This is a genomic window from Hahella sp. CCB-MM4 (assembly GCF_002260525.1).
GTDB lineage: Bacteria > Pseudomonadota > Gammaproteobacteria > Pseudomonadales > Oleiphilaceae > Hahella.
Window position 1 is genome coordinate 126,452 of the sequence record NZ_MRYI01000014.1, and the last position, 20,851, is coordinate 147,302.

The 20,851-nt window shown below is 51.3% G+C and carries 18 protein-coding genes; 15 read left to right on the forward strand and 3 right to left on the reverse strand.

The features are described from left to right. The first annotated feature begins 8 nt into the window (after positions 1-8). The 5 genes from BTA51_RS21090 (at position 9) to radA (ending at position 10,531) form a co-directional block, all read left to right on the forward strand. The gene (locus BTA51_RS21090) at positions 9-1,724 is read left to right on the forward strand and encodes an AAA family ATPase (protein ID WP_094710930.1); all 1,716 of its coding nucleotides are present in this window, start codon (positions 9-11) and stop codon (positions 1,722-1,724) included. Between the two features lie 240 nt (positions 1,725-1,964). Beyond that, complete coding sequence (gltB, locus tag BTA51_RS21095; protein WP_094710932.1) at positions 1,965-6,416, forward strand: glutamate synthase large subunit; 4,452 nt, start codon at positions 1,965-1,967, stop codon at positions 6,414-6,416. Between the two features lie 82 nt (positions 6,417-6,498). Continuing rightward, positions 6,499-7,917, forward strand: a complete 1,419-nt coding sequence (locus BTA51_RS21100) for an FAD-dependent oxidoreductase (protein ID WP_094710934.1) — start codon at positions 6,499-6,501, stop codon at positions 7,915-7,917. Between the two features lie 123 nt (positions 7,918-8,040). After that, positions 8,041-9,111 carry a uroporphyrinogen decarboxylase gene (gene hemE / locus BTA51_RS21105; RefSeq protein WP_094710936.1) on the forward strand — a complete coding sequence of 357 codons (1,071 nt, stop codon included), beginning with the start codon at positions 8,041-8,043 and terminating at the stop codon, positions 9,109-9,111. Between the two features lie 55 nt (positions 9,112-9,166). Further along, the gene (gene radA / locus BTA51_RS21110; protein ID WP_094710938.1) at positions 9,167-10,531 is read left to right on the forward strand and encodes a DNA repair protein RadA; all 1,365 of its coding nucleotides are present in this window, start codon (positions 9,167-9,169) and stop codon (positions 10,529-10,531) included. 10 nt (positions 10,532-10,541) lie between these two features. Here radA and BTA51_RS21115 read toward each other — a convergent pair whose 3' ends face one another. Together BTA51_RS21115 and ettA are read right to left on the reverse strand one after the other, a co-directional pair. Further along, positions 10,542-10,919, reverse strand: coding sequence for a PilZ domain-containing protein (locus tag BTA51_RS21115; RefSeq protein ID WP_094710940.1), 378 nt, complete (start codon positions 10,917-10,919; stop codon positions 10,542-10,544). A 119-nt stretch (positions 10,920-11,038) separates the two neighbouring features. Further along, positions 11,039-12,700, reverse strand: coding sequence for an energy-dependent translational throttle protein EttA (gene ettA, locus BTA51_RS21120; protein ID WP_094710941.1), 1,662 nt, complete (start codon positions 12,698-12,700; stop codon positions 11,039-11,041). 108 nt (positions 12,701-12,808) lie between these two features. On the opposite strand from ettA, the gene BTA51_RS21125 reads away from it, so the two are divergent. The 10 genes from BTA51_RS21125 (at position 12,809) to BTA51_RS21170 (ending at position 20,557) form a co-directional block, all read left to right on the forward strand. Beyond that, complete coding sequence (locus BTA51_RS21125; RefSeq protein WP_094710943.1) at positions 12,809-13,057, forward strand: hypothetical protein; 249 nt, start codon at positions 12,809-12,811, stop codon at positions 13,055-13,057. After that, positions 13,057-14,310, forward strand: a complete 1,254-nt coding sequence (glyA, locus tag BTA51_RS21130) for a serine hydroxymethyltransferase (protein ID WP_094710945.1) — start codon at positions 13,057-13,059, stop codon at positions 14,308-14,310. Before BTA51_RS21125 ends, glyA begins: the two co-directional genes overlap by 1 nt. An 80-nt stretch (positions 14,311-14,390) precedes the next feature. Beyond that, entirely contained in the window at positions 14,391-14,945 is a 555-nt protein-coding gene (gene nrdR / locus BTA51_RS21135) for a transcriptional regulator NrdR (RefSeq protein ID WP_246841119.1), read from the forward strand. Positions 14,946-14,952: 7 nt separating this feature from the next. Continuing rightward, positions 14,953-16,086 (forward strand): bifunctional diaminohydroxyphosphoribosylaminopyrimidine deaminase/5-amino-6-(5-phosphoribosylamino)uracil reductase RibD, encoded by a 1,134-nt coding sequence (ribD, locus tag BTA51_RS21140; protein ID WP_094710947.1) that lies wholly within the window; start codon positions 14,953-14,955, stop codon positions 16,084-16,086. Between the two features lie 6 nt (positions 16,087-16,092). Beyond that, positions 16,093-16,764 carry a riboflavin synthase gene (locus BTA51_RS21145; RefSeq protein WP_094710949.1) on the forward strand — a complete coding sequence of 224 codons (672 nt, stop codon included), beginning with the start codon at positions 16,093-16,095 and terminating at the stop codon, positions 16,762-16,764. Positions 16,765-16,778: 14 nt separating this feature from the next. Continuing rightward, positions 16,779-17,924, forward strand: a complete 1,146-nt coding sequence (ribBA, locus tag BTA51_RS21150) for a bifunctional 3,4-dihydroxy-2-butanone-4-phosphate synthase/GTP cyclohydrolase II (protein ID WP_094710951.1) — start codon at positions 16,779-16,781, stop codon at positions 17,922-17,924. Between the two features lie 49 nt (positions 17,925-17,973). Next, positions 17,974-18,450: a 6,7-dimethyl-8-ribityllumazine synthase gene (gene ribE / locus BTA51_RS21155; protein WP_094710953.1), complete on the forward strand. Its 477-nt coding sequence runs from the start codon at positions 17,974-17,976 to the stop codon at positions 18,448-18,450. A gap of 69 nt (positions 18,451-18,519) precedes the next feature. Beyond that, positions 18,520-18,957 carry a transcription antitermination factor NusB gene (gene nusB, locus BTA51_RS21160; protein ID WP_094710955.1) on the forward strand — a complete coding sequence of 146 codons (438 nt, stop codon included), beginning with the start codon at positions 18,520-18,522 and terminating at the stop codon, positions 18,955-18,957. A gap of 63 nt (positions 18,958-19,020) precedes the next feature. After that, entirely contained in the window at positions 19,021-19,989 is a 969-nt protein-coding gene (gene thiL, locus BTA51_RS21165) for a thiamine-phosphate kinase (protein ID WP_094710957.1), read from the forward strand. A 16-nt stretch (positions 19,990-20,005) separates the two neighbouring features. Further along, entirely contained in the window at positions 20,006-20,557 is a 552-nt protein-coding gene (locus tag BTA51_RS21170) for a phosphatidylglycerophosphatase A (protein WP_094710959.1), read from the forward strand. Here BTA51_RS21170 and BTA51_RS21175 read toward each other — a convergent pair. Further along, positions 20,554-20,781, reverse strand: coding sequence for a DUF6316 family protein (locus BTA51_RS21175; protein ID WP_094710961.1), 228 nt, complete (start codon positions 20,779-20,781; stop codon positions 20,554-20,556). The genes BTA51_RS21170 and BTA51_RS21175 overlap by 4 nt on opposite strands. Positions 20,782-20,851 lie beyond the last annotated feature (70 nt).

Genomic DNA, 20,851 nt, shown 5'->3' on the forward strand with positions numbered 1-20,851 from the left:
GCCAGTCTATGTCCGCAAGCGAGCAAAGCCGGGATCAGGTCTACACTGCTGAGCTGTGGCGGCAACAATATGGTTTTGCCGTTGATCCGTTCATAGCGGACAATAATGGTGAGGGGGCTGTTTTTTTTGGCGGCGCCCAGCGCCAAGAGCTGCTGGATAATCTAAGGCATCTGGTACATTTCTCTGATCATATCCTGGTTGTAACCGGAGATAAGGGTAGTGGCAAATCCTACCTGCTTGAGCAGCTTACCGGGTATGAAAAGGAAGCTTTAAAGATCGTATGGGTAAGGCCAAAGCTGCTCGAAGGGCGGGCGAGTCTTATCGTTCAGATGGCAAAACTCCTTGGTGTAGTCGTTTCCAAGGGAGATACCACCGAAACGCTTTCAGGTCGAATCCTGGAAACCTGTCAAAATCGATACAGCCATGGGATCAGGACGCTCTTTGTCATAGATGATGCCCATGAATTGTCTGATGAAAGCATCGAATTGCTAGCCAAACGTTTTAATCCACGGCGTTCGGGCGCCTTTGGGTTGGTGCTTCTGGCCCAGCAGCAAATGGTGGAGCAGATTAGAAGGCTTTTCCCTGTCTCCGAGTCCCAGCCGTTTCACCAGCTTCAGTTGAGAAACTTCAATCAACAGGACACCGACAGTTATGTGTTGCAGCGCTTGCAAAGCGCGGGTTGGCGCGGAAACCCTGATGTTGGGCAGGATGCTCTGAATAAAATACATCAATTGGGTAAAGGGCTGCCTGGTAGAATCAATCGAATTGTTTCGTCTGTTTTGCTGTCTGGGAATGATGCGGGGCAAGCTGTAAATAACAGAGCCATGCATATGAACAGGCTTTTTGCAGGGCTGGTGATTGTTGCTCTTGTGCTGGCAACAGGGTTAATTGCTCTGCAATATGACTCAGAGCCGGCAGATGAAATCTTGCCGGATAATACCTTGCGTTTGACCATTGCGCTGCCGACACCGGGCTCTGAGGAGACTCAACCTGGGGAGATGGATGAGGATCTGCCTGGAGGAAAGCCGGAAATCAATGTTGCGAGCCTTATAGGTATTCAGGATGAAGGGTTGAGTTCCGATACGGTTGAGCCTGTTTCTGAAAGTGACATTGCAATACCGGTCGCGCCCGAATCAGATGTTCCCGCGGATAAGACTGCTGAGGATGCGACTTCTGAGGTTGCCGGTGTGAATGATGCGGCTCTTGAAGCCAGTGATGAGGTGGAAAGCAGCGATAAAAATGCAGATGTGTCGCCAGAAGGCACAGACCTGGTGCAGAATGAAACAGCCAATGCCCCGCGAATGGTGCAGAATTCAGGTCAGGGAGAAGATAAATCCGATGTTAAGTCGTCTGAAGCTGTTGAGCCTGATTCGGTGCAGAACGCTGTAGTGCAGGTTTCCACGGTGAATGATGAAGGAGCGCTTGCAGAGCTTAAGCGCTCTGCCGAATGGGTTAATAGCCAACCCCGCGGGAGTTGGACAATCCAGGTGTTGGGGTCGTTCTCGGAAGAGGCTGCAACCACCTACTTGAAAAAAGTAAAAAATTCAGATGGTTATTTTTATGTGAAGTCCGACTACCAGGGTAAGGACTGGTATGTTGTGCTGCACGGTGTCTATTCCACTAAAGAAAAAGCCCGGGAGGGGTTGGCTCAGTTACCTGCAGAGGTTCAGGAGGCTGGAGCTTGGATTCGTAGTCTTACTGGCCTGCATGTTGCTTCGAACTAGTGTGTGAGTCTGGCTGATTCACACGGTGCTCCCTGCGTCTGGCAGGACATTGCAGGTAAGTGATTTCCCAGACTTTTGTCGTTTTAAGTACTTTTACTAATTAACTTTTCCCTTTAAATTTGAGCAATGGCCTGTCCGAGTGTAGAATGGGCGGCCCATTTTTGCCTATCAGAAGCGTTTTTTATTGCATGTTGTATCAATAAGCTTCTGATTCGTAAGGATTTTAATGAGAGATTGCTTATGAAAACAGGTCTGTATCAACCCAGCGAATTCAAAGATAACTGTGGTTTTGGCTTGATAGCCCATATGGAAGGCGAACGCAGCCATGAGCTGCTACGCACAGCAATTGAATCGCTTACATGCATGACCCACCGTGGCGGAATTGCCGCAGACGGTAAAACAGGCGACGGTTGTGGTCTGCTGATACAAAAGCCTGATTCCTTTTTGCGTGAAGTCGCCAAAGAATCATTGAATACTGATCTCAGCAGCAAATACGCTGTTGGTATGGTGTTCCTGAATCCTGATCCCGCCAAGGCTCAGGCTGCCAGAGAGCAGCTTGAAGCCGCGATTGCGGCACAGGGCCTGACGCCGGTCGGCTGGCGGGTTGTGCCCACTGATACGGCCTGTCTTGGGCCGATGGCGCTGGATTGTCTGCCTGGAATTGAGCAGATTTTCGTTAATATCGATGACTCCCTTAGCCAGCATGAACTGAGTGTCAAACTGTATGTCGCACGGCGTATGGCAGAAAAGGCACTGGTAGACGACAGTGAATTTTATATCTGCTCTCTGTCGGATCAGGTGATTTCTTACAAAGGCCTGATGATGCCGGTTGATTTGCCCAGCTTTTATAAAGATCTGGGTGATGAGCGCCTGGAAACATCTATTTGTGTCTTCCATCAGCGTTTTTCCACCAACACAATGCCTCGCTGGCCGTTGGCCCAACCATTCCGCTACCTTGCCCATAATGGAGAAATCAACACCATTGAGGGCAATCGAAACTGGGCTCTGGCCAGGGCCAATAAGTTCAAGAGCGAGCATTTGCCAGACCTGCAGGAACTTCAGCCTATCGTTAATCGGACTGGGTCTGACTCTTCCTCTATGGATAATATGTTGGAAGTGTTGCTTGCGGGTGGCGTGGACCTGTTCCGTGCAGTAAGAATGATGATTCCGCCAGCCTGGCAGAATGTGGATACCATGGATGCGGATTTGCGCGCATTCTATGAATATAACTCCATGCACATGGAGCCTTGGGATGGGCCTGCCGGCGTGGTGATGACAGATGGCCGTTATGCCATGTGCTTGCTTGACCGTAACGGTCTTCGTCCGGCACGTTGGGTGATCACTAAAAACGGTTTCATCACGCTCGCCTCTGAAATCGGAACCTACGGATACAAGCCTGAAGATGTCGTCGCGAAAGGGCGTGTAGGTCCGGGACAGATTCTGGCTGTCGATACCCAGACCGGCGAAGTGTTGCACACCAAGGATATCGATAATCGATTAAAAGCTGCTCAGCCTTATAAAAAGTGGTTGCGCGAGAATGCCTTGCGCGTCGAAACCAAGCTGAATCAGCAGACTCCTGAGTTCACTCTGATGGACAAGGAAGAACTGAACAGCTACATGAAGATGTTCATGGTTTCCTTTGAAGAGCGGGATCAGGTATTGCGTCCTTTGGCCGAGAGTGGTCAGGAAGCGGTCGGTTCTATGGGAGACGATACGCCTATGGCCGTATTGTCTGGAAAAGTGCGTACTGTTGCCGACTATTTCCGTCAGAAGTTTGCCCAGGTCACCAACCCGCCTATCGATCCATTACGTGAAACCATCGTAATGTCCCTGGAAACCTGTCTGGGAGCAGAGCGGAATGTCTTTGAGGAAAGTCCTGAGCATGCTAACCGTATTATCCTAAGTACCCCGGTATTGTCTCCGGCGAAGTTTCTTAGGATTCTTTCCAATGACAGGCCTGGATTTGAATCTGAGACCATCAAGTTATCTTTCCGCCCAGAGTTGGGTCTGAAGCAGGCTATCGAGTCTGTTGCCGACCAGGCGGAACAAGCCGTTCGCAATGGTAAAGTGCTGTTGGTTCTCAGTGACAAGAATATCCAGCAAGGTGAATTGCCGATCAGTGCCTTTATGGCGACAGGCGCAGTCCATCATCGTCTTGTGGAGCGTGGTTTGAGAACTGACTCCAATATTGTCGTTGAAACTGCCTGGGCTCGTGACCCGCACCACTTTGCGGTGCTATTCGGTTTCGGTGCCACAGCCGTTTATCCCTATCTGGCATACCAAGTGCTGAATGATTTGATTAATGATGGTCAGTTGCTGATCGATCCAATCGATGCGAAGAACAACTATCGTAGAGGGATAAATAAAGGTCTGTTGAAGATTCTCTCAAAAATGGGGATCTCAACCATCGCTTCCTATCGTGGCGCTCAGTTGTTCGAAGCGGTTGGCCTCTCCGAAGAAATTGTGGACCTTTGCTTCAAGGGAGTTGTCAGCCGAATTGAAGGGGCGACTTTCTATGACCTGCAAAGCGAGCAGGAAGCATTGGCCAAGATGGCCTGGAACAAGCGTAAGCCTATTTTGCAGGGCGGGCTGCTGAAGTTTATTCACGGCGGTGAATATCATGCCTATAACCCTGACGTTGTGCGCACATTGCAGGATGCTGTGAAATCCGGTGACTATGGCATTTATCAGGAGTATGCCTCCTACGTCAATGGGCGCCCGGTGACCACGATCCGCGATTTGTTGACACTTTCCAGCAAGGCCAAGTCGATAGAGCTCGATGAAGTCGAGCCCGTTGAAAGTATCTATAAGCGATTCGATTCAGCTGCCATGTCGATAGGTGCATTGTCGCCTGAAGCCCATGAGGCATTGGCTGTGGCGATGAACCGCCTGGGAGGTCGTTCCAACTCTGGTGAGGGTGGTGAAGATCCTGCCCGCTATGGCACTGAGAGACGTTCCAAGATTCGTCAGGTGGCTTCCGGCCGCTTTGGTGTTACGCCCCATTATCTGGTCGGAGCGGAAGTTCTTCAGATCAAGGTGGCGCAAGGTGCCAAACCGGGAGAGGGAGGCCAGCTGCCCGGCGGGAAGGTCAATGAATTGATCGCTCGCTTGCGTTTTTCTGTGCCGGGAGTAACGCTGATTTCGCCTCCGCCTCATCATGATATTTATTCTATTGAGGATCTGGCGCAGCTGATTTTCGACCTTAAGCAAGTTAATCCGGATGCACTGGTATCGGTAAAACTGGTGTCAGAACCGGGTGTAGGAACGATTGCCGCGGGTGTTGCCAAAGCCTACGCTGATCTCATCACTATTTCCGGCTACGACGGCGGTACTGGCGCGAGCCCGTTGACCTCTATCAAGTATGCCGGTTCTCCATGGGAACTGGGCCTTTCAGAAGCGCACCAGACTCTGCGCGGAAATGATCTGCGTGGTAAGGTGCGCCTGCAGACTGATGGCGGCTTGAAGACCGGTCTTGATGTGGTCAAAGCTGCGATTCTTGGTGCGGAGAGTTTCGGCTTCGGAACCGGGCCAATGGTGGCTATTGGCTGTAAATACTTGCGGATCTGTCACCTGAATAACTGTGCTACAGGTGTGGCAACCCAGAATAAGGCCCTGCGTGAGAAACATTTCCAGGGAACAGTGGAAATGGCGATCAACTACTTCCAGTTTGTCGCTACTGAAACTCGAGAATGGATGGCCAAGTTAGGCGTTCGTACTCTTGAGGAATTGGTGGGTAGAACCGATCTGCTTGAAATTCTCCCTGGAAACACGCCCAAGCAGCGCAACCTTAATCTGACGCCGATCTTGAGCAGCGAGAATATTCCGGCTGACAAGCCGCACACCTGCCAGGTTGACCGTAATCAGCCATACGATAAGGGATCTTTGGCTGAGGAGATGGTGGAAGTCACATTGTCTGCGATTGAGTCCAAGTCAGGTGGCGAGTTCAGTTTTAATATTACCAACTGTGACCGCTCTATAGGTGCCCGTTTGTCTGGTGAGATTGCCAGACGGCACGGTAACCAAGGGATGGCAGATGCGCCGATTGTGCTGAAATTGACCGGAACTGCCGGGCAAAGCTTTGGTGTGTGGAACGCAGGTGGTCTGCATATGCATATCGAAGGCGATGCCAACGACTATGTCGGTAAAGGCATGACCGGAGGCAAATTGACGATTCGTCCGCCTGAAGCCAGCTCTTTTGCTTCACAAGAGACCGCCATCATCGGTAACACCTGCTTGTACGGCGCGACCGGCGGTAAATTGTTTGCTGCAGGCGTAGCCGGCGAGCGATTCGCTGTGCGGAACTCTGGAGCACATGCGGTTGTTGAAGGTGTTGGTGATCACTGTTGTGAATATATGACCGGTGGTATGGTGACTGTTCTTGGTAAAACCGGTCACAACTTCGGTGCAGGTATGACGGGTGGATTTGCCTACGTACTGGATCTGGAAAACCGGTTTGTTGACAAATACAACCATGAGCTGGTCGAAATCCACCGCATTACCAGTGAGCAGACAGAGGCTTATCGAAATCACTTAAGAGATGTGATTGCAGAGCACATTGAAGAAACCGGCAGTAGCTGGGCGCAGAACATACAGGATAACTTCGACGATTATGTCGGACGATTCTGGTTGGTTAAGCCCAAAGCTGCCAGTCTTGCCAGTCTGCTGGACAGTACTCGCGCCCGCCCGGAATAACCGGGCGGCCGTGTCCGGCCAGACGAAAGCATTGCTGTGATAAGAATTCCCCATTATTGATGAGTTTTAGAGGTTTAAACGCATGGCTGAGAGACTGAGTAACAATTTTCAGTTCCTCGATGTAGGAAGGCAAGACCCGGAAAAGTTGCCTGTAAGCCGTCGCAAGAAAAAGTTTGTGGAAATATACAAACCTTTCAAGGAAGACGAGGCCAAAAACCAGGCGCATCGTTGCCTGGAGTGTGGTAATCCCTACTGTGAGTGGAAGTGTCCTGTTCATAACTTTATTCCGAACTGGCTCAAGCTGATTTCTGAAGGCAATATCATGCAGGCGGTGGAAATGTCCCACCAGACCAATACTTTGCCTGAAGTATGCGGGCGGGTATGCCCACAGGATCGCTTATGTGAAGGAGCCTGTACCCTGAATGACGGATTCGGGGCTGTCACCATAGGATCTGCGGAGAAGTATATTACTGAAACCGCATTTGCATTAGGTTGGCGCCCGGATATGTCCAAAGTGGTAATGACTGATAAGAAAGTTGCCATTATTGGTGCAGGGCCTGCGGGTCTCGGATGTGCGGATGTTCTTATTCGTAGCGGCGTAAAGCCGGTAGTGTTTGACCGCTATCCGGAAATCGGTGGGCTACTGACATTCGGAATTCCCGAGTTCAAGCTGGAAAAAAGCGTGATGACTCGTCGTCGCGAAGTATTTGAAGGGATGGGTATCGAGTTTCGCCTGAACACTGAAATCGGCACCGATGTCACTTTGCAGGCGTTGCTGGATGAGTATGATGCGGTTTTCATGGGGATGGGTACATACAACTACATGAAAGGCGGCTTCCCAGGAGAAGATTTGCCTGGTGTGCATGATGCGCTTCCATATCTGATATCAAACGTAAATCGTTGCCTGGGCTTTGAAAAGTCGGCTGATGATTTCATTGATATGAGCGGTCGGCGCGTTGTGGTGCTTGGTGGTGGTGATACCGCAATGGACTGTAACCGTACGGCCATTCGTCAGGGAGCCAAGACGGTTCATTGTGCCTATCGTCGGGATGAAGCGAACATGCCGGGATCCCGGAAAGAAGTGACGAATGCCAAGGAAGAGGGCGTGAAGTTTCTGTTTAATCGCCAGCCTATTGCCATTATCGGTGAGGACAAGGTTGAGGGAGTAAAAGTTGTGCAAACCCGTCTGGGTGAGCCCGATGAAAATGGCCGTCGTCGCCCGGAAACGGTACCCGGTAGTGAAGAAGTTTTGCCTGCGGATTCCGTATTGATTGCATTTGGTTTTCGTCCTAGCCCGGCTCCCTGGTTGCAGGATGTCGGCGTAGAGGTGGATTCTTCCGGGCGTGTCGTGGCTCCCGAAGAGCAGGAATTTAAATTCCAGACGACCAACTCAAAAATATTCGCCGGTGGCGATATGGTCCGGGGGTCTGATCTGGTGGTGACAGCTATTTGGGAAGGCCGCCAGGCTGCTGAAGGGATTCTGGACTTCCTCGAAGTCTAATTTTTTCCTGATTTATTCTGACAGAAGGCATGGTATCGAGTACCATGCCTTTTTTGTTTTTATGGTCCCTGATAAGGGTTGTACTGTCGACAATTCAGCGGCAAGGGTTACTCTGGAGAATTTATGTCAGAACTGAAGAACGATCGATTTCTGCGGGCGCTGTTGCGCGAGCCTGTCGATGTGACTCCTGTGTGGATGATGCGTCAGGCAGGACGATATCTTCCGGAATATCGGGCAAGTCGGGCCCGGGCCGGAAGCTTCATGGATCTGTGTATGAATCCGGATCTTGCATGTGAAGTGACCCTGCAGCCATTGGAGCGTTACCCTCTGGATGCGGCAATATTGTTCTCAGATATCCTGACAATTCCTGATGCCATGGGACTGGGGCTCTATTTTGAGACAGGTGAAGGCCCACGATTCAAAAAGACGATCAGGACTCAGGCTGATGTTGATGCGTTGCCTGTACCGAATGCGGAATCTGATCTGGATTATGTGATTAAGGCAGTTTCCACTATTCGGCGGGCTCTGAATGGCAAAGTGCCGCTTATCGGGTTTTCGGGTAGCCCTTGGACTTTGGCTACCTATATGGTTGAAGGGGGCTCCAGCAAGGATTTCCGAGAAATCAAGAAATTGGTATATGGCCAGCCAGAGGTATTGCATCAGTTGCTGGATAAGCTGGCCCTGGCAGTGACCGATTATTTGAATGCGCAGATTCGCGCAGGTGCCCAGGCAGTACAGATTTTTGATACCTGGGGCGGATCATTGACCCCCGAAGGTTATCTGAACTTTTCTCTGGCTTACATGCAGAAAATTGTCAGCGGTCTCATTCGTGAAAATGAAGGTCGTAAGGTTCCAGTCATCCTGTTTACCAAGAATGGCGGTCAATGGCTGGAATCTATGGTTGAGACCGGAGCAGATGCCTTAGGTCTTGACTGGACCACGGATATTGGTGACGCACGCAAGCGGGTGGGAGACCGAGTGGCATTGCAGGGTAATATGGATCCGGCTGTTCTATATGCCAGCCCTGAAGCTATCAGAGCCCAGGTGGCGGATATTTTGAAGCGCTTCGGTCCTGGTAATGGTCACGTATTCAACCTGGGGCACGGAATTACACCAGAGGTGGATCCCGCGCATGCTGGAGCCTTCATTGAAAGTGTCCATGAGTTAAGCCGTCCATATCACGAGAACTCATAAAAATTTGACCGAAGGACGCCCAACGCAGCGTCCTAATTCAATTAGCAATAGATTTATGGCAAAGGCAAAAGTTCAATTTGTCTGTACTGAATGTGGTGCGGACTACCGCAAGTGGATGGGGCAGTGTCTGCAATGCCAGGCCTGGAATACCATCAGTGAGTTCCGTGAGTCGTCGGCCAAGGCCAGTCAGACTCGTCATGTTGCCGGCGGTTTCGCAGGACAGCGTGCTCAACTCCAAAGTCTGGACCAAGTAGAACTGGAGGAATTGCCTCGGGTAGGGACAGGAAGTCAGGAGCTGGATCGGGTGCTTGGTGGTGGGCTCGTGCCTGGATCGGTCGTATTGTTGGGCGGTCACCCCGGAGCGGGGAAGAGTACCATGTTGTTGCAGACGTCCTGTCGGCTGGCCGAAGCGGTCAAGGTTCTGTATGTCACCGGGGAAGAGTCAGTGCAGCAGATTGCCATGCGCTCGCGTCGCCTTCAGCTGGAGTCTCATGGACTGCAGGTTATGGCAGAAACGGATGTGGATACGATCATCAATACTGCCAATGACTTTACCCCGAATATTATGGTGATAGACAGTATCCAGGTGATGTTCAATCCGGAGCTACAGTCGGCGCCGGGAAGTGTCGCCCAGGTTAGGGAAGCTGCTGCAGCGTTGACCCGCTATGCGAAACAGTCCGGCACAATCCTTTTGATCGTCGGACATGTGACCAAGGATGGATCGCTGGCTGGACCCAAAGTTCTGGAGCATATGATAGATGCCTCGATTATGTTGGAAGGAAGTGAGGATAGTCGCTACAGAACGTTGCGGGCGATTAAGAATCGATTTGGTGCGGTAAACGAGCTGGGCGTTTTTGCCATGCTTGAGAATGGGTTGAAAGATGTGAAAAACCCAAGCGCCATATTTCTGAATCGGGAAGGAGAGTCGGCAGCGGGAAGTACTGTCACCGTCATCTGGGAAGGAACTCGGCCTTTGCTGGTTGAAATACAGGCTCTGGTTGATCAGGGCTATGGTGCCGCACCTCGAAGGTTGGCGGTAGGTATGGAGCCGCAGCGCCTGGGATTGCTTCTAGCCGTCTTGCATCGCCATGGTGGATTGCACGTTGGTGATCAGGATGTGTTTATTAATGTGGTGGGTGGTGTGAAGGTGGCCGAGACCAGCGCCGACCTTTCAGTCATTCTGGCCATTGCTTCAAGCTTTCGGGACAGAGTAATACCTCGCGATTGGGTTGTATTTGGTGAGGTGGGGCTATCTGGAGAAATTCGTCCTGTGAGCAGTGGGCAGGAACGTGTGACGGAGGCCGCCAAACATGGGTTCACCAAAGCCATCGTGCCACAGGCCAACGTGCCCAGAAAAATTCCTGAAGGAATGGAAGTGGTTGCAGTTACCAAGCTCGAGCAGGCTTTGGAGCTTTTATAGCGTGCCCCGGCTAGCCTTCCATCAGGCTGGCCAATTCTCTTTCCAGTAGCTTGGGATCGCCCAGGTTAAGTTCCACCAAGCGTCGGAGTACTGAGGCGCTGTCCAGGTCCATGTTTTCACAGTGAAATCCCAGTCGGTCATCTTCCTCATGGCGTAGAGTCGCCGTAAAGCGTATATAAGTTTCGGTATCGATTTCGACCTGGATTCTGAATGGCGCGTGGGTTTGCGCTGTTTCCCAGCCTTGGGGCTTTCCGATTAGTGCGCCTTTAAATGATATATCGATCAGGTCCGAAGGCCATTTCTGCCATTCCTGTTGGATTAATACCGACGTATCAAAGGGTATTCGATGGAAGCGGCGCCGCTCCTTGTTTTGATCATCTTCGGACATGTATTCAATTCCTTGCCGGGTTTATTAACTCTTTCCGGGTTTTATTAACTATAGTCCGAAGTTGAAGGAAGTTCACGCGGAGGCAGTCCGACCGGACTGCCTCGTATAGCGCTTTATTTTCAGGCGAGGCGTTTGTATTTGACTCGTTTTGGAACAGCAGCACTAACGCCGACCCGTTTCTTGTAGTCTTCGTCATACTCGGTGAAGTTCCCTTCAAACCAAACCACCTCACTGTCGCCTTCGTAGGCCAGGATGTGGGTGGCGACCCGATCAAGGAACCAGCGGTCGTGCGAGATGACCACGGCGCAGCCGGGGAAGTTCAGCAGCGCTTCCTCAAGCGCCCTCAAGGTTTCCACATCCAAGTCGTTGGTGGGTTCGTCCAGCAGTAACACATTGCCGCCCTGTTTCAGCAGTTTGGCTAGAAACAGTCGGTTGCGCTCACCGCCGGAAAGTTCATTTACCCGTTTTTGCTGGTCGCTTCCCCGGAAGTTGAAACGGGACAGATAGGCGCGTGACTGGGTACGGTACTGGCCGACTTCGATCATATCGAGGCCGTCACTGACTTCCTCCCACACCGTTTTGCTGTCATCCAATTCGCGCATTTGTCCGACATAAGCCAGGTTGACTGTTTCACCCTTACGGATAGCGCCTGTATCGGGTTCCTCAATTCCTGCCAGCATTTTGAACAGAGTGGATTTACCTGCGCCGTTACCGCCGATTACACCGACAATGCTGCCTGGGGGGATGTTGAAACTTAAGTTCTCAAACAGCACCTTGTCGCCGTAGCTTTTACTGACGCCATCGATTTCAAATACCACATCGCCCAGGCGAGGTCCTGGTGGTATGTAGATCTCGTTGGTTTCGTTGCGAGTCTGGAATTCCTGAGAGCTCAGTTCTTCAAAGCGTGACAGTCGCGCCTTGCTCTTGGCGTGGCGCCCTTTGGGGTTGCTGCGTACCCATTCAAGTTCTGACTTGATGGTTTTCTGGTGCGCCGCTTCAGTGCGGGCTTCCTGCTCCAGACGTTTCTCCTTTGCTTCCAGCCATTGGCTGTAGTTGCCTTCGTAAGGGATGCCGCGACCACGGTCCAGCTCCAGAATCCAGCCAGCGGCATTATCTAGGAAGTAGCGGTCGTGGGTAATAGCAACGACAGTGCCTGGATATTCCAGAAGGAAGCGTTCCAGCCAGGCAACACTTTCCGCATCCAGGTGGTTGGTTGGTTCGTCCAGGAGAAGCATATCGGGCTTGGACAGGAGAAGCTTGCAAAGTGCTACACGGCGGCGTTCACCACCGGAAAGTTTGCTGACATCTGCTTCCCAAGCTGGAAGCCTCAAGGCGTCGGCAGCTACTTCCAGGGTGCGGTCCAGGTTATGGCCGTCGGTTGCCTGGATGATTGCTTCCAGCTTTGCCTGTTCTGCTGCCAGAGCATCAAAATCTGCATCCGGATCAGCATAAGCCGCATAGACTTCGTCGAGGCGGGTGAGGGCTGTCTTGATCTCAGTAACAGCCTCTTCGATGTTGCCCCGAACATCTTTGCTTTCATCCAGCTGGGGTTCCTGTGGCAGGTATCCCACATTGATGCCGGGTTGTGGGCGGGCTTCACCCTGAATATCGGTATCAATACCTGCCATGATACGCAGCAGGGTGGATTTACCAGAGCCGTTCAGGCCCAGAACGCCAATTTTGGCGCCGGGGAAAAAGGAAAGAGAGATATCCTTCAGAATTTCGCGTTTGGGCGGAACCACCTTGCCCACGCGGTTCATGGTATAGACGTACTGAGCCATAGAGGACGAAACCTTTGTTAAATTCGTACTGCGTTATAGATAATCGGGACAGCCTTAATCAGTAAGGCAATGGCAATAGATCGGGAAGGCTCCCATAGGTGCCGTTGAATGGGTGGTAAAGTTAACGGAAATAGCGGTTTTGCGCAAACTCAACTTGGTTCTTGGGAAGGCTCTGATCGATATGTCCGTGGGCTACTATGGCTGGCGCGAAATAGGGTGAAGGAAATCGTAGAATCGATTAAAATGGCGCCCTTTCTTCAAGCCGGGGAGGTGATTTCTGTCTTTGCTACAGAGAATTCAAAATCCCAGGGCGTTATCTTTTACAAGTGCAAGCTTTTACAAGTAGAGGCAACCTGATGTTTACCCGTGACATGTCAATTGCAAGCTTTGATCCGGAACTGTGGTCTGCAATGGAAAAGGAAGAACACAGACAGGAAGAGCATATCGAACTGATCGCATCTGAAAATTACACCAGCCCATGGGTAATGCAGGCGCAGGGTTCCGGCCTCACCAACAAATATGCTGAAGGTTACCCTAACAAGCGCTACTACGGTGGTTGCGAATATGTCGATATTGTCGAACAGTTGGCCATCGATCGTGCCAAAGAGCTGTTCGGTGCTGATTTTGCCAACGTGCAGCCGCACTCAGGGTCTCAGGCAAATGCTGCGGTATATATGGCGCTGTGTAAGCCTGGTGATACCATCCTCGGGATGAGCCTGGCTCACGGCGGTCACCTGACTCACGGAGCATCTGTGAGCTTTTCTGGCCGTATCTACAAAGCTGTTCAGTATGGATTGAATCCCGAGACCGGCGAAATTGATTATGAAGAAGTGGCCCAACTGGCCCGTGAGCACAAGCCTCGTATGATCGTGGCTGGATTCTCTGCCTATTCACGCGTGATCGATTGGCAAAAGTTTCGCGAAATCGCGGATGAAGTTGGTGCTTATCTGTTTGTCGATATGGCGCATGTTGCCGGTTTGGTGGCGGCTGGTGTTTATCCCAGCCCGGTCCAAATTGCGGATGTTACCACTACCACCACCCATAAAACTCTTCGCGGCCCTCGTGGCGGCCTGATCCTGGCTAAAGCCAACGAAGAACTGGAAAAGAAACTGAACTTTGCCGTGTTCCCTGAAAGCCAGGGTGGTCCACTGATGCATATCATTGCAGCCAAGGCTGTGTGCTTCAAAGAGGCCATGGGCGATGAATTCAAAGACTATCAGAAGCAGGTCGTGGTCAATGCGCAAACCATGGCGAACACGTTTATCGAGCGGGGTTACGATATCGTCTCTGGCGGTACTGATGATCACCTGTTCCTGGTGGATCTGATCAAGAAAGATATTACCGGTAAAGATGCTGATGCAGCACTTGGCCGCGCCAATATTACTGTCAATAAGAATGCCGTTCCCAATGACCCTCGTTCACCTTTTGTTACCAGCGGATTGCGTATTGGTACGCCAGCCATGACGACCCGGGGCATGGGAGAAGAGGAAGCCAAACAGCTGACCGGCTGGATTTGCGATATTCTTGATGACATTACCAATGAAGACACGATCGAGCGTGTCAAACAGCAGGTGCTGGAACTTTGCAAAAAGTTCCCGGTTTACGCCTGATCCAAGTGCGGGCGTCATGAAGACGCCCGCGATTCTTATTTGTCAGATTACCCGTTCTTTCCGGGCTTAAGGAGTGATACATGCATTGCCCGTTTTGTAGTGCTGCGGATACCAAAGTGATTGATTCCCGTCTGGTGGCAGACGGCAGTCAGGTGCGCCGTCGCCGGGAGTGTGTTTCCTGTTCGGAAAGATTCACCACATACGAAACCGCCGAGCTCGTCATGCCGCGCATCGTGAAGCAGGACGGCACTCGGGAGCCCTTTGATGAAGGGAAATTGCGCGCGGGACTAACCAAAGCTCTGGAAAAACGCCCTGTCAGTGTTGAGAATATTGAGGCTGCGCTTGACCGTATCAAATTCCGAATGAGATCAACCGGCGAGCGGGAAATGGATTCCCGGATCGTGGGAGAGGAAGTCATGACAGAATTAAAAGAACTCGATCAGGTTGCCTATGTTCGTTTTGCTTCTGTCTATCGATCGTTCCAGGATTTGAATGAATTCCGGGCAGAAATCGATAAGCTGTCCCGCGATGCTATCCAGTCCGATAGCTCTAAACTGGCAGATGGCTCTAAACCGGCTGAAGGCTCTAAACCGGTAGATAGCTCTAAACCAGTAAAAAGCACCCAGGAAGACTAGTTTTTCCATGTCGCTGTCTGCATTTGATTACGAAATGATGGCTCTCGCGCTTCGGGAAGCTGCCAAAGGGCTGTATACCACCGATCCTAATCCCAGAGTAGGGTGCGTGTTGGTGAAGGATGGTCAAATCATTGCCTCTGGTTATCATCAGCGCGCTGGTGAAGGGCATGCGGAAGTCAATGCCTTGAAGGCGGCCGGAGATAATGCCCGGGGGGCGGATTGTTATGTCACCCTTGAGCCTTGCAGTCATTTTGGTAAAACCCCTCCCTGTGCGGACGCGTTGATTAAGGCTGGAGTTCGTAGAGTTGTCGCAGCGGTGAAAGATCCAAACCCTCAAGTAGCGGGTACCGGGCTTTCCAGAATTGCTGATGCAGGAATCGCGACAGAATCCGGATGTATGGAAACCCAGGCAATTGCGTTGAACGCAGGCTTTTTCAAGCGTATGCAGAAGGGAATTCCACTGGTGCGACTGAAAATGGCGATGAGTCTGGACGGTCGTACTGCTCTGGCGAATGGCCAAAGTCAGTGGATTACCGGTTCTGAAGCGCGGGAGGATGTTCAGGCCTTGCGCGCCCGAAGTTCAGCGGTGATTACAGGCATCGGTACGGTCCTGGCAGACAATCCTTCCTTGAACGTCCGCAGTGAAATGGTTGAGCAGCAAAGTCCAGGAGGCCTTCGGCAACCATTGAGGGTTGTGTTGGACCGGCAGGGGCGGACTACGCCTGACATGAAAATCGTGTCGCCTCCCGGAGAGGTAATGATCTTTACCTCTCCTCAGGGGGCGGTTCAGCTTCAGGCAAAGAATTTCCCCGGCAACGTTTCAATCAGAAATGTTTCAATCAAAGGAGTTGATGTTACCGGGCAGCAAGGATTGCTGTACATTTTGCAGGATTTAGCGGCAAAGGGCTGTAATGAGGTTTTGATCGAGGCTGGTCCGGAACTGGCTGGAGCGTTCCTGGAAGCGGGGTTGGTTGATGAATTATGGATTTATCAGGCAGGAAAGCTGATGGGAAGTGATGCTCGAGCGTCCTTCCTGATGGGAGGGTTTGAAAGAATGGATCAGCTGCCGCAGCTATATTTGTCGGATTGCAGACTGATGGGTAACGACTTGAGACTGATTTACCGATTAGAGGAACACTAGCAGACGATGTTTACGGGGTTGATTGAAACGGTAGGATCCGTTCAGCACTGTGTGGCCAAGGGGGGCGACTACAGCCTGCGTATCGGCTGTGAGAGATCTTTCATGTCGGACGTGGCACTGGGTGACAGTATCGCAGTCAATGGTGTCTGCCTGACAGTGACTGAATTTGGCTCTGACTGGTTTAATGCTGATGTATCCCTGGAAACGGTTCTTCACACATGCATTAAAGAGTGGGGGAGAGGTCATCGGGTAAATCTTGAAAAAGCCCTGATGTTGAGCAGCCGGTTGGGAGGTCATATCGTCACTGGCCATGTGGATGCCGTAGGGAAAGTCATATCGAGAAAGCCGGACGGCCGGTCAATTCAATTGACAATAGCTGCCCCTGAGCAACTCGAACGTTATCTGGCAGCAAAAGGCTCTGTGACGGTGAATGGCGTCAGCCTGACGGTAAATAATATTTCCGGATGCGAGTTTGCGTTGAATATCGTACCGCATACGTCACAGGAGACCACTCTCGATACTCTGAAGCCAGGTGATAAAGTTCACCTGGAAGTGGATATTCTGGCTCGTTATATGGAGCAATTGATGCGTGCGCCGGCTGAGGATTCGGAATCTGATGGCCGAGAGTCTAAACTCAATAAGCAATTTCTGGCACATCATGGGTTTTTGAAACCCTGAGGTAGAGACATTTTATGAAGCTGAATACTATCGAAGAAATTATTGCGGATATCCGTCAGGGCAAAATGGTAATCCTGATGGATGATGAGGACCGCGAGAATGAGGGCGACCTGATTATGGCCGCCGAGATGGTGCGTCCGGAAGATATTAATTTCATGGCGAAGCATGCGCGCGGATTGATTTGTCTGCCAATGAGCAAGGAGCGTTGCGAATATCTCCAATTGCCTTTGATGGTCAATGCCAACCAGGCTCAGTATGGAACCAATTTTACCGTCTCCATCGAGGCTGCTGAGGGCGTTACCACCGGAATATCTGCTGCAGACCGTGCGCATACGGTGCGGGTTGCTGTCGGCCGTCATTCCCGTCCTGAAGACATAGCTATGCCCGGGCATATTTTTCCATTGATGGCGAAGCCCGGTGGAGTGTTGAGTCGGGCGGGTCATACCGAAGCGGGATGCGATCTGGCTCGTCTGGCAGGTTTTGAGTCAGCAGCCGTCATCGTGGAAATTATGAACGAAGATGGCACGATGGCACGTCGTCCAGAGCTGGAAAAGTTTGCCGAAGAGCATAACCTGAAAATCGGTACTATTGCAGATTTGATTCATTATCGCGCTGTGACGGAGCAGACTGTCGAGAAAATCGATGAGCATGAGCTGCCTACTGATTACGGAGTGTTTAATCTGATCACCTATCAGGACACGATTCAGGGGCATATTCATTTGGCTATGGTAAAAGGGGAGCCGAAACCGGATTCTCCGACTCTGGTTAGGGTGCATTTTGCCAATGTTTTGCGGGACCTTCTGGGCGCTGTGCGCGAAGATTCCGAAAGCTGGCCCATAGGTAAGGCGTTGGCCTATGTCGCTGAGGCGGGTGAGGGTGTGGTCATCCTTCTGGATAGTGAATCCGGGGAAGAGGATATTGGCCAGAAAGTACAGGACTTCTTTAATCCTCGTCGTCGTAAGCCTGTGGGTGAGAATCCCGGGTCGACGGGGTATCAAACGATTGGAACCGGATCTCAGATTCTACGTGATCTGGGGGTAGGTAAAATGCGGGTATTAAGCGCACCAATGCGTTTCAGTGCACTGTCCGGGTTTGATTTGGAGGTAGTGGAATACCTGCCGTTTAACGGTGAGCCGGTTGCTGTTACTCATGAAGAGTGAGCAATCGAAGTGCTAGAAGATTTAAAATTTTATTGAGCGGGAGAAATGAATGTCAGTTAAAGTGGTGGAAGGCGACTTTTTGCAAGGCGCTGGCGCGGATTACGCTATCGTAGTTGGGCGTTTTAACAGTTTTGTTGTGGAGAGTCTGCTTGAGGGGGCAATTGACGCGTTGAAGCGGCATGGCGTCAAGGAAAGCCAGATCACCGTATATCGGGTGCCAGGGGCTTACGAGATGCCGGTAATGGTGAAGCAGGTTGCTGACAAGCAAAAGCCGGATGCCATTATCGCACTTGGGGCTGTTATTCGTGGCGGAACTCCTCATTTTGAGTATGTGGCCGGAGAATGTGCCAAAGGGCTGGGTCAGGTTGCTCTGCAGACCGGAATTCCCGTGGCATTTGGCGTATTGACTGTAGACAGTATCGAGCAGGCTATTGAGCGCTCTGGTACCAAAGCTGGAAACAAAGGTGCCGAAGCGGCGCTGTCAGCGCTGGAAATGGTCGGGGTAATCCAACAGGTGGGCGCTTAAGTGAGCGAAAACGAACACAACGATAAGGATCAGAGAGGCAGGGAGCCTTCGAGAAGATCGGGACCAAGTATGGCGGACAAGCGTCGTCGCGCACGTCGACTGGTTCTGCAGGCCTTATATCAATGGCAGATCGCAAGCTCTTCAGTCTCTCAGGTCGAGGCTGAGTTTCTGGTCGATAACGACATGGAAAAGGTCGACAAAGAGTTCTTTCGTGAGCTTCTTCGCGGTGTGACCTCGCAAGTTAAGGCTTTGGATGAGGCTCTGACTCCATGTATCGACAGAAAAGTGGAAGATCTTGATCCGATAGAGCTCTCGGTTATCCGTATGGGAGCCTATGAATTGATCAACAGAATTGATGTCCCTTATCGGGTAGCCATCAATGAAGCGGTGGAGCTGACCAAAAAGTTTGGTGGTACGGATGGGCACAAGTTCGTTAACAGCGTGCTGGATAAACTGGCTCCCAAGTTTCGTGAAGTTGAGATTAACGCTTCCCGGAGTAAGCGGTAATTAGGGAGGCCATCTTTCCTGAGGGGCATAGCGCTCATAGAGGTTGGTTTTGTCGTGTCAGGAATGGATGAGTTTTCTCTGATCAATCAATTTTTCCGTCGCTCTCCGGATGCGTGGAAGTCTATTTCTGCAGGAATTGCCAAAGGAATTGGCGATGATTGTGCAGTTCTGGGAGTAACGGATCAACAGGTCGTTGTTTCCACTGATACCATGATTGCAGGACGGCATTTTCCTGATGATTGCCCAGGAGACGTTGTTGCGTCTCGTGCGCTGGCAGCCGCTGCAAGTGATCTGGCGGCTATGGGGGCTGGGCCCTTGGGGTTCACTCTATCTTTGAGTATGCCTCGGCTGGACCTGCATTGGTGTCAAACATTTGCTGACACCCTTCATGAAAAAGCGATCCGGTGGCAAATACCGTTGATTGGTGGTGACACCGTCAAAGGGCCGCTTAATATCTCTATCACTGTTCTCGGTCTGGTTCCTCCGGGTCAGGCTTTAATGAGGAACGGGGCGAAGCCCGGTGAGGACATCTGGGTTAGCGGATGGCTTGGTAATGCCGCCGGAGGTCTTGAAGTTGCTCTTGCTGGCGATAAAAGGCTTACGACTGCAAAGAAAATGCTCTTATCCTGCTACCAGGCCCCTGTTCCCCGCTTCGATTTGGGTAGAAGGCTGCTGGGGGTCGCTTCGTCTGCGATTGATATCTCAGATGGGTTGTTGGCTGATTGGCAGCATATCGCGGATGTCTCCGATGTCGGGGCGGAGATATTTTCCAGCCAAGTGCCCATAAGCAAAGAGCTGACCGAGGTTTGCGGGGGGCATAAAGCGCTGAATTATGCGCTTGCTGGTGGGGATGATTACGAGTTGTGCTTTACCGCGCCGCAAGATCTTCGTTCGATAATATTGGAACTATCTTCTGACAAGATGCCGTTGACCAGAATTGGTCGAGTCAAGAGTGGTCAAGAACTTTCTGTTATTGATGGAGCGGGTAAGCGTCAGGATTTTCAAAAAACGGGTTTCAACCACTTTGGATAAAACAGGAAATCGTAGTATGTCAAATGACCTGCCGTCATCGACAGATAAAGCTTTCTCAAAATCTGAATACAGGCCTGGCGTGGGAGAAACGATGACGAATCCTGTGCATCTGCTGGCAACAGGATTGGGGTCTGGCTTGAGTCCTGTAGCGCCGGGAACGGTTGGCTCAGCGGCGGCAGTATTGCTTTACATGCTGTTTCTGGCTCATCTTGAATGGTGGGCACAGTTGGCTGTCATCGTTGTAGGCGGGGTAGTCGGGATATATCTATGTGGTAAAACTGCTCGTGACTGGAATACTCACGATCATGGCGCCATTGTCTGGGATGAATGGGTCGCTCAGTGGCTAACGCTGATTGCACTCCCCTGGAATAGTCCGTGGCTGATACTGGGATTTGTGTATTTTCGGTTGTTTGATATCTGGAAACCCTGGCCCATCAGCTGGTGTGATCGCCATGTCCACGGGGGAGCTGGAATCATGCTTGATGACATACTGGCTGGCGGGATTGCCTTGCTATGCACCCGTGGCACTATGTTGGCTTTTGAGGCGCTCGCGGGTGCAGCTGTTTAATAAATTCTATGTATTCGGGTAACCTTGTGGGAGTCTTCGTGAGGGACCAGTTGCGCGACTTTCAGGAATCGCTTTAGCCCTTCTTCGGCCCTTAATTTGCTTGCGTATGGGCCGCTGTCAAACCCTTCTCTGGTGGAGAAGTACCACTTGTCGCTTACTGAAAAGAAGCGGTCTGTTCTGAACGGTGTAGCTCCATTTTCACCTGCGCGATTAAAAGTATCCATGACGTGCTCTCCGTCTAAATCTGGGCAAGGCTGATTATTATTGTATTTGTATACGAATTAACCATGGCAC

What these genes read in the sequence shown, in the direction of transcription:
- BTA51_RS21090 (WP_094710930.1), top strand. Translation starts at nt 9, where the DNA reads ATGTCCGCAAGCGAGCAAAGCCGGGATCAGGTCTACACTGCTGAGCTG.
- gltB (WP_094710932.1), top strand. Translation starts at nt 1,965, where the DNA reads ATGAAAACAGGTCTGTATCAACCCAGCGAATTCAAAGATAACTGTGGT.
- BTA51_RS21100 (WP_094710934.1), top strand. Translation starts at nt 6,499, where the DNA reads ATGGCTGAGAGACTGAGTAACAATTTTCAGTTCCTCGATGTAGGAAGG.
- hemE (WP_094710936.1), top strand. Translation starts at nt 8,041, where the DNA reads ATGTCAGAACTGAAGAACGATCGATTTCTGCGGGCGCTGTTGCGCGAG.
- radA (WP_094710938.1), top strand. Translation starts at nt 9,167, where the DNA reads ATGGCAAAGGCAAAAGTTCAATTTGTCTGTACTGAATGTGGTGCGGAC.
- BTA51_RS21115 (WP_094710940.1), bottom strand. Translation starts at nt 10,919, where the DNA reads ATGTCCGAAGATGATCAAAACAAGGAGCGGCGCCGCTTCCATCGAATA.
- ettA (WP_094710941.1), bottom strand. Translation starts at nt 12,700, where the DNA reads ATGGCTCAGTACGTCTATACCATGAACCGCGTGGGCAAGGTGGTTCCG.
- BTA51_RS21125 (WP_094710943.1), top strand. Translation starts at nt 12,809, where the DNA reads ATGGGTGGTAAAGTTAACGGAAATAGCGGTTTTGCGCAAACTCAACTT.
- glyA (WP_094710945.1), top strand. Translation starts at nt 13,057, where the DNA reads ATGTTTACCCGTGACATGTCAATTGCAAGCTTTGATCCGGAACTGTGG.
- nrdR (WP_246841119.1), top strand. Translation starts at nt 14,391, where the DNA reads ATGCATTGCCCGTTTTGTAGTGCTGCGGATACCAAAGTGATTGATTCC.
- ribD (WP_094710947.1), top strand. Translation starts at nt 14,953, where the DNA reads ATGTCGCTGTCTGCATTTGATTACGAAATGATGGCTCTCGCGCTTCGG.
- BTA51_RS21145 (WP_094710949.1), top strand. Translation starts at nt 16,093, where the DNA reads ATGTTTACGGGGTTGATTGAAACGGTAGGATCCGTTCAGCACTGTGTG.
- ribBA (WP_094710951.1), top strand. Translation starts at nt 16,779, where the DNA reads ATGAAGCTGAATACTATCGAAGAAATTATTGCGGATATCCGTCAGGGC.
- ribE (WP_094710953.1), top strand. Translation starts at nt 17,974, where the DNA reads ATGTCAGTTAAAGTGGTGGAAGGCGACTTTTTGCAAGGCGCTGGCGCG.
- nusB (WP_094710955.1), top strand. Translation starts at nt 18,520, where the DNA reads ATGGCGGACAAGCGTCGTCGCGCACGTCGACTGGTTCTGCAGGCCTTA.
- thiL (WP_094710957.1), top strand. Translation starts at nt 19,021, where the DNA reads ATGGATGAGTTTTCTCTGATCAATCAATTTTTCCGTCGCTCTCCGGAT.
- BTA51_RS21170 (WP_094710959.1), top strand. Translation starts at nt 20,006, where the DNA reads ATGTCAAATGACCTGCCGTCATCGACAGATAAAGCTTTCTCAAAATCT.
- BTA51_RS21175 (WP_094710961.1), bottom strand. Translation starts at nt 20,781, where the DNA reads ATGGATACTTTTAATCGCGCAGGTGAAAATGGAGCTACACCGTTCAGA.